The sequence below is a fragment of the Methanocalculus sp. genome, from assembly GCF_029762515.1.
Taxonomy (GTDB): domain Archaea; phylum Halobacteriota; class Methanomicrobia; order Methanomicrobiales; family Methanocorpusculaceae; genus Methanocalculus.
The window spans coordinates 1-7,188 of the sequence record NZ_JARVGN010000075.1 but is presented as its reverse complement, the minus strand read 5'-3'; the positions used below and the strand labels follow the sequence as shown (position 1 = coordinate 7,188).

Genomic DNA, 7,188 nt, shown 5'->3' with positions numbered 1-7,188 from the left:
GTGGCCCTGCACAGGTCATCCCGGCAGTAAGAGCTGCTGTGAAAGCTGCATGCCTGATGGCAAACGACCAGCTCCTCGAGCCAGTCCAGAAGATCCAGATCACCGTCCCGCAGGACCAGATGGGAGCGGCAATCTCCCAGATCCAGGGTCGGCGCGGACAGCTCACCACCACCGATTCGGAAGGCGACCAGATTGTGGTCAACGGCACTGCCCCGGTTGCAGAACTCTTCGGGTTCGCAGGCGACCTCAGGTCAGCAACCGAAGGACGTGCAATGTGGAGCACCGAGTTTGCCGGGTTCCAGCTGGTTCCTGCAAGCCTTGTCGGTGAAGTTGTTATGGGTATCCGGAAGCGGAAGGGTCTGAAAGAACAGATCCCAACACCTGGCGACTACCTCGCATAAGAGGGATCACCTCCACCCTGTCCTTTTTTTTCGTCCTCATATCACGAGAGCGACCTTTATCTACCTCTTTCACATAGTGAGTGAGTATGCCAATCGACTGGTACGATGAATTTGTTGATCTGAGCCATACCCCCGCAGAGGATGATATCATCTGCCTCTTCTCCTGCACCCCGGCATCCGGGATCAGTATGAAGGAAGCAGCAGGCAGGGTTGCATCTGAAAGCTCCACGGGGACATGGACAACCCTCTATTCTCTCCCGCCGAGGATGAAGGATCTTCAGGCAACCGCCTTTGAGATAGACGGACAGTTCCTGAAGATCGCCTATCCGATCGGTCTCTGGGAAGAGGGGAATGCTGTCCAGCTCTTAAGCGGTATCGCCGGGAATATCTTCGGTATGAAAGCTGTCAACCAGCTCAGGCTGATCGATGCTACTCTGCCAGAGGTATATCTGAGAAACTTCGATGGCCCGCATTTCGGCAATGAAGGGATCAGGAAGCTGACAGGGATCCATGGCCGCCCCCTGACCGGAGCAGTGCCAAAACCAAAGATAGGGTTCTCTGCTGCCGAACATGCCGAGATCGGGTTTGAGACATGGATGGGAGGGTTTGATTTTGTCAAGGATGATGAGAACCTCACCTCCACCTCCTTCAACCGGTTCGATGACCGGGTGGCCGCACTCACGGAAAAACGCGATAAGGCCGAGCAGATCACCGGAGAGAAGAAGTCGGCGTTCATCAATATCACCGCTGATACCGAGACGATGAAACAGCGGGTAGATCTACTTGCAGCCAACGGATGGAACTATGCGATGATCGATGTGGTCGTCGCCGGGTTTGCCGCTGTCATGACGCTCCGTGACTACTGCTCAGACCTCGGCATTGCAATCCATGCCCACCGGGCGATGCATGCGGCATTTGACCGCGATCCCCGGCATGGGATCACCATGCAGTTCCTTGCGAAGATGATGCGTCTGATCGGCGTTTCGCAGATCCATACCGGAACAGCAGTCGGAAAGCTCGTCGGTACCTCTCAGGAAGCGAAAGTGCTCGCAGATGTCCTGCGGGAAGAGAAGGTGCAGGCAGTTCCCGGGATGGCGCTTGAGCAGAACTGGGGACATATCAAAAGTGCATTCCCGGTCTCTTCAGGCGGCCTTCACCCCGGTCTTGTCCCCGATGTCCTTGACATCTATGGAGAAGAACTCGTGCTCCTCGTATCAGGCGGCATTCACGGCCACCCGGACGGCACCCGTGCCGGGGCAGCTGCTACCATGCAGGCGATCGAGGCATGGCAGGACGGCCTCTCACTGGAAGAGAAGGCTCAAAAGGCACCTGAGCTCGCACGAGCCCTTGAGAAATGGGGCGCCTATAAGCCGGTATAGCCAGACAGATTATGCCAGGATCTCTTCTCGGGAGGGATCCGGAACCCTCATCCTTTTTCTCAGTGCCATCCCCTCTGCAATCAGGTAGATGCCGATAAGGAGGGCAATCCCTGCCAGGAGATACATCAGGATCGCGATGATTGCTTCCGGTGCAATGATCGCCATGAACGCAACGGCAAGCGAGAGGATACCAACCGCAAGCCTCAGCCAGAACCCCTCAGGCACGGCTTTTTTCCCCCTTAAAACCCTTTTCAGTGAGATCCAGGCACTCGCAAAGGTCCATATCGCCAGGACAAAAAGGAAGGTTCCTGCAAGTTCATCAGGTTCAGAGAAGAATGTGCTGAGAGCAAGGAGAGCAATCCCAAGCCCGATAACAAAACGCCCAATCGATCGCAGTCGAAATGGCCTGATTACAAACGCAGACCTCAGGAAAGGATAAGAAAGAGCCAGGAAGAGGAGAGGGATGATGAGCCGGGTGAGGCTGTCAAATGTGATGAATGGTTCAGTAAGTATCTGGATGCCAAAGAGGAGCATGAAGATGCCGCAGAAGGCAACGAGCTTCCAGGCCTTTGTCTGCTCCGAGAGCACTTCTGAAGTATCCCGCACAAGAGCTTTTTTTGAATCGATCAGGAGAGCGGATATGGTATCTATCACCATCAGGACGAGCGGCGCATCATCTGCAAGATGCAGAACCGGATGCTCTTTTGGATCATAGCGGTCAAGGTGCACCCGGTATTCGGTGGCAGTCTCATGCAGGTGGTACTGGCCGAACCGGTAGCTTGCAAGGGTTCCGGGGGAGGGGATATTCATGCGGGAGAGAACCCAGTTCTCCGAGAGCGGAGAGGCAACCCCGCTCTTTGGCACCACCACCTCCCAGACACCTTCATGGAGGGGTTCGAGGAGATCTTCAAGCCTCTGCATACATAAAATCTTGTTTTGGGATTATTTGTGCGTATCTATCGAAAAAAGGGAGGAGGATCTAGAAGGTGACTGATGGGATCTCAGTCACCGTTACGCTTGTCGGATCGATCATGAAGAACATGAGCCCGAGGACTGCCAGGATGACAAGGATGAACACCGGCAGGAGCACTGCAATCAATGCCCGGATCGTTGATATCCCATGGTAATCGCGGATACCCATTACCATCAGTATAAAGCCCCAGATACCTGCAAGGAGGCCAATAAAGGGAATCCACCCAATAGCCGCAGAAGGTGTCTCAGCAAGTGCAAAGGCACGCACCGTTGCGGTATAATCGCCTTTTCCGCCGAGGATCTTCGCACAGATATGGATGATGGCACCGGCGATCAACAGTGTTATCGTCCCGATTATGACGAGTGCTATGATAAAGGAAATTATCATAGCGATATCCGCACCTGGTGATAAGGGGATCGGAAGGACAGGGCCGATAAATTGTTCAATTATAGTTGTCAGTACCGAGTAGATGAAGATGACAATCAAAAAGTAGATGATTGAATCTGTGAGCGTCCCGGAACTGCTCTTCCGGATCGTTTCTCCGGGGGATGTGATCATCCCCTTGAATGTCTCAATGAAAGGAAGTGACATATATAAAGAAATGATATGCCCCTATAAATACCCTTTCCATGGTTTGAATGTGTTATGGGGACGAGAAGCCGCGGTACTCCCCAATTCCTACAATATGCTCTTCAAATGATCCTCCCGCATAGACCATCACCCGCACCGGCTCACCCTTCCGGAACCGCCGGAGTGCCTGATCATAGATCTTCCTGACATGCCGGAGGTTCTGTTCGTCGAAGTACAAGGAGATCGCTTCCCAGAAGCCGATCTGCTGCCGGACAAAGTCCAGTTCATAGGAGAGGACCTGGTTAGCGATCGTTGTTGCCTCTTCTTCAGTGATCTCACTGTGATATTCCCCGTGTTCTCCAAGACCAGATATCTGCCGCCATTCCACCACCCCGTTGGCATCAGGTTCCCGGTGAAGCATATAGGGGTAGATGCGGCAGATCGAGAACCGGTTCTCATAGATTTCGCACCGGTTGCCTGCATCCAGAAAGAGACACCGCCCATCCTCATGAACCCTCAGGGCATATCCCGAGACATACAGGATACCATGCTGATCCCCATATTCAAAGTCAGGCGCCGGAATGAGGGCTTCAGGGTGATTATTTCGGATATAAGGGAGATCGCTGTCAAGGAGGAAGACATGGCCGTTATAGGATGCGGTGCAGCATCGCCCGCATCCGTCACAGGAGAATCCGACATCACGGATGATGCTGATCAGCTCATCTTCAGAATACCCAAGAAGTGCTGCTTCATCCTGTTTAAGCGTGATAATGTGGTCCTGTATGCTCATGTTCCTGCTCATAGCAATCGCAGGTTTTATTCATCAGAGAGGAGGAGAGCCCGGATATAGGGGTCAAAACGAATGCCCCCGCATGATGGACATTCCAGCTCGCCAACAGTCAGAATTTCAGCAGAGACCGACTCACCATCGATGAGTTCAAGCCCTTCTTCCTCGATTACCCGGTAGAACTGATGAAGTTCAAGATACGGCCGTGCCTTTGGGGGAAGCAGGGAATAGTTATCGATATCGCTCTGCATGGTCGAATGCCTGGCGATCCGTTCGTCAAAGAAGAGAAATACGGTAATTTTGCACTGCTCCTGAATCTGCCTGAGTTCAGAGAGCGGCATCAGCTTTCCGGGGACAATCCCGATGGTCTCGCACTTTTCTCCAGGTGTTCTTCCCGGTATCTCGCGATAGGGTTTCAGGGGCTCTGCACATCCGGAGGACTCGATCATAGGTAATAGTAATTCAGTACCAGAGGAGAATAAAGGATCGCTTCAGTGGGTCAGAAGAGAAAAACCATCAGAAAATAGGCAAAGGCGATTGCTGCCACCAGGAAGATTCCATATCCGGCATTGGTGGACTGCGGAATTGCCTGAGGATATGTATTGATCAGGATTGAGAGCCGGATCTCCTTCTCTCTCCGCCTTTCAGGATTGAATGAGAGGGGTACAGATATCACATATGAAAGGATATCCACTGCCATGACCGGGTTTTTTGAGAGCCATGAAGCCCCGTCCACACACCAGTCAAGAGAAACCGAGATGATGTTCTGGAGACTGGGGAGGAGGGTATGGGAGAGGTAGAGGACACCCCGCCCTCCGGCACGATAGAGATCCATCATATCGGGGGGAATATAGGTTGGTTTTTGAATCATGCTCCTCACGATCCAGAGGTTCAGCAGCACTGCAGCAAAGATGAGGATCATCTCAAGGATATGCGAGATGCTGAAGATATCATGGGTGACCGGATAAGGGAGGATCGAGAAGAGGATCCAGGGATAGACACCATAGATTACGCAGGCAGATGCGGTCATCACCATTGCAATGAGCATCGGAACCGGAGGGTCACGTGTAATTAGATCAAGCTTCTCCCTGATGAATGCATAGTAGTTCAGTTTCACAAAGGAGAGGAAGGTACCGATCGACCCTATCAGAAGGAGCAACTCAAGGGTTAAAAGACCGCTCTCAGCAGCCGCTCCGACGATCATCTCCTTGCTGACATAGCCATTGAACCCCGGTACACCTGCAATGGCAGCAGATGCTATCAGGGAGACATAGAAAGTGATCGGCATCTGCTTCCCGAGTCCGCCGAGTTCGGAGAGGCGGTGTCTGCCGGTCTGGTAGATGATCGCCCCCACCACCATGAAGAGGAGGGCCTTGTAGAGGATATGGTTGAAGAGATGGGCAATACCCCCGTTCAAGGCGAGTGTGGTGCCGATACCGACAGCAGCGACCATGTACCCGACCTGGCTGATCACATGGTAGGAGAGGAGCATCCGCATATCATCCTGAAGGATCGCAAAGACGAGACCGTAAACGACCATGATCGCTCCCAGGTACATCACCGCCTCGGATCCGGGGAGGGTACGTGCCAGCAGGTACACCGCTGCCTTGGTCGTGAAGATGCAGAGGATGACCGATCCCACAATCGATGCCTTTGAATATGATTCGGGAAGCCAGGCATGGAGCGGGATGATCGCGGCATTCATTCCGATCCCGATAATGAAGAGGAGGGCAGCAGTACCAGGGGCGGCGAGGCCGATCTGAAGCGAACCGGTTTCAGCAAACTGAACGGCGATAGCTGCAAGGAGGAAGACCCCTCCGAGGATATGCATCAGGGCATACCGATACCCGGCACCCTGTGAACCCTCATATCCATGCCAGATGAGGGCAAGTGAGGAGAGGGCGAGCAGTTCCCAGAAGATGAAGAGGGTGATGAAGTCGCCTGCATAGACGATACCCATTCCTGATGCGACCTGAACCAGTAATGCCATCTGGTGGGAGATACGCTCCTCCTGGCTCGAGTAGATGACGGCAAGGACACTGATTCCTGCAAAGATATAGCCAACCACCCGTGACAGGCCGTCAACCGAGAGGAGGGAGAGCTCTATTCCGGGGAGAAGCTGAAGGACAGGAACCACCATCCCGTATTCCTGAAGGCTGATTGCGGCAAGCCCGGCTATTGTGACAAAAAGCATCCACTCATGCCGCACCCTCTTCGGGAGGAGAGGGAGGAGGGCGGCACCTATGATATAGATGAGGAACGGAGGGATGGCAATCATGAGAGCTGCCTCCTGAAGAGTGAGAGCATCCGCTCCTGCATTGGGTGCCTCATCTTCTGCCCGATAACTTGTGTCATCATATCACTCCTTCACTTCCAGCCGGGAAACTGCCTGATTGTACATACACCCGACTCATCGTGAATGAGAAGGTTGTGGATCATACCCGGATACGCGGCATCGTGGATCGCAAGTCAGACCCTCATGCAGCACCTGCCGGTTTCATCTATCGTCAGGAGAGAAGAGGGGCAGACGATACTCTGTGATACTGTCTCTGTCAATTCGATGCATGATCAGTGAGAGACTCATGATGATACATATACCCGACAGACAATAAGTTTAACCTGATGAAAGAACGCCAAATATTACACAGATAACTCATTCGGGACATTATTTGTCATTTCAGGAATTCCCAATCCGGTTTTTCCGGGTAGGGTTGCCCTGCATGAATGAATAGCATTAAGGAGCTGTATGGATGACCAGATACTGAAATACGATGAAAAATCCGTTCCACGTGATGATCATACCAACCCTTGGGTGTCCGGGCAACTGTGCCTACTGCTGGAGTTCCGAGGAGGGATCGCCTGTCATGTCCATCAAGACGATCCACGATATCGTCAGGTGGCTGAAGAGTTTCCGGACCGATCCCGTCACCTTCACCTTTCACGGGGGGGAGCCGCTCCTTGCAGGTGCGGATTTTTACCGTCAGGCACTCCCGATCCTTGCAGAGGGGCTCTCCGAACTTAACCCCGATTTTGCACTCCAGTCTAATCTCTGGCGGATGACACCGGAGATTGCAGACG

Annotated in this window: 8 protein-coding genes and 1 pseudogene; 4 read left to right on the top strand and 5 right to left on the bottom strand. The window is 53.0% G+C overall.

Translation table 11 applies throughout. The features are described from left to right. Together QCH34_RS04015 and rbcL are read left to right on the top strand one after the other, a co-directional pair. Window positions 1-401: pseudogene (locus tag QCH34_RS04015) on the top strand (elongation factor EF-2); the annotation flags it as partial. 86 nt (window positions 402-487) lie between these two features. Further along, window positions 488-1,780 carry a type III ribulose-bisphosphate carboxylase gene (gene rbcL / locus QCH34_RS04010; RefSeq protein WP_300330492.1) on the top strand — a complete coding sequence of 431 codons (1,293 nt, stop codon included), beginning with the start codon at window positions 488-490 and terminating at the stop codon, window positions 1,778-1,780. A gap of 9 nt (window positions 1,781-1,789) precedes the next feature. Here rbcL and QCH34_RS04005 read toward each other — a convergent pair whose 3' ends face one another. From QCH34_RS04005 to QCH34_RS03985, 5 genes are read right to left on the bottom strand one after another with little or no spacing between them, the layout of a single operon-like run. Then, a complete protein-coding gene (locus QCH34_RS04005) occupies window positions 1,790-2,701 on the bottom strand; it encodes a DUF308 domain-containing protein (RefSeq protein ID WP_300330489.1) in 912 nt (303 codons plus the stop codon). A gap of 58 nt (window positions 2,702-2,759) precedes the next feature. Further along, window positions 2,760-3,344: a YIP1 family protein gene (locus QCH34_RS04000; RefSeq protein ID WP_300330486.1), complete on the bottom strand. Its 585-nt coding sequence runs from the start codon at window positions 3,342-3,344 to the stop codon at window positions 2,760-2,762. Window positions 3,345-3,396: 52 nt separating this feature from the next. Continuing rightward, a complete protein-coding gene (locus QCH34_RS03995) occupies window positions 3,397-4,113 on the bottom strand; it encodes a YkgJ family cysteine cluster protein (RefSeq protein WP_300330483.1) in 717 nt (238 codons plus the stop codon). 26 nt (window positions 4,114-4,139) lie between these two features. Continuing rightward, a complete protein-coding gene (locus QCH34_RS03990; protein ID WP_300330480.1) occupies window positions 4,140-4,559 on the bottom strand; it encodes a hypothetical protein in 420 nt (139 codons plus the stop codon). A 50-nt stretch (window positions 4,560-4,609) separates the two neighbouring features. Further along, window positions 4,610-6,388, bottom strand: a complete 1,779-nt coding sequence (locus QCH34_RS03985; protein WP_300330475.1) for a Na(+)/H(+) antiporter subunit D — start codon at window positions 6,386-6,388, stop codon at window positions 4,610-4,612. Window positions 6,389-6,529: 141 nt separating this feature from the next. Here QCH34_RS03985 and QCH34_RS03980 point away from each other — a divergent pair, with 141 nt between their 5' ends. Both QCH34_RS03980 and QCH34_RS03975 read left to right on the top strand, forming a co-directional pair. Next, window positions 6,530-6,685 carry a hypothetical protein gene (locus tag QCH34_RS03980; RefSeq protein ID WP_300330472.1) on the top strand — a complete coding sequence of 52 codons (156 nt, stop codon included), beginning with the start codon at window positions 6,530-6,532 and terminating at the stop codon, window positions 6,683-6,685. Between the two features lie 196 nt (window positions 6,686-6,881). Beyond that, the coding region (locus QCH34_RS03975; protein ID WP_300330469.1) for a radical SAM protein at window positions 6,882-7,188 on the top strand (307 nt) is incomplete at its 3' end.

Bases quoted from the DNA above. Each gene is read 5' to 3' on its own strand.
- rbcL (WP_300330492.1), top strand. From the start codon at position 488: ATGCCAATCGACTGGTACGATGAATTTGTTGATCTGAGCCATACCCCC.
- QCH34_RS04005 (WP_300330489.1), bottom strand. From the start codon at position 2,701: ATGCAGAGGCTTGAAGATCTCCTCGAACCCCTCCATGAAGGTGTCTGG.
- QCH34_RS04000 (WP_300330486.1), bottom strand. From the start codon at position 3,344: ATGTCACTTCCTTTCATTGAGACATTCAAGGGGATGATCACATCCCCC.
- QCH34_RS03995 (WP_300330483.1), bottom strand. From the start codon at position 4,113: ATGAGCATACAGGACCACATTATCACGCTTAAACAGGATGAAGCAGCA.
- QCH34_RS03990 (WP_300330480.1), bottom strand. From the start codon at position 4,559: ATGATCGAGTCCTCCGGATGTGCAGAGCCCCTGAAACCCTATCGCGAG.
- QCH34_RS03985 (WP_300330475.1), bottom strand. From the start codon at position 6,388: ATGATTGCCATCCCTCCGTTCCTCATCTATATCATAGGTGCCGCCCTC.
- QCH34_RS03980 (WP_300330472.1), top strand. From the start codon at position 6,530: ATGAGAAGGTTGTGGATCATACCCGGATACGCGGCATCGTGGATCGCA.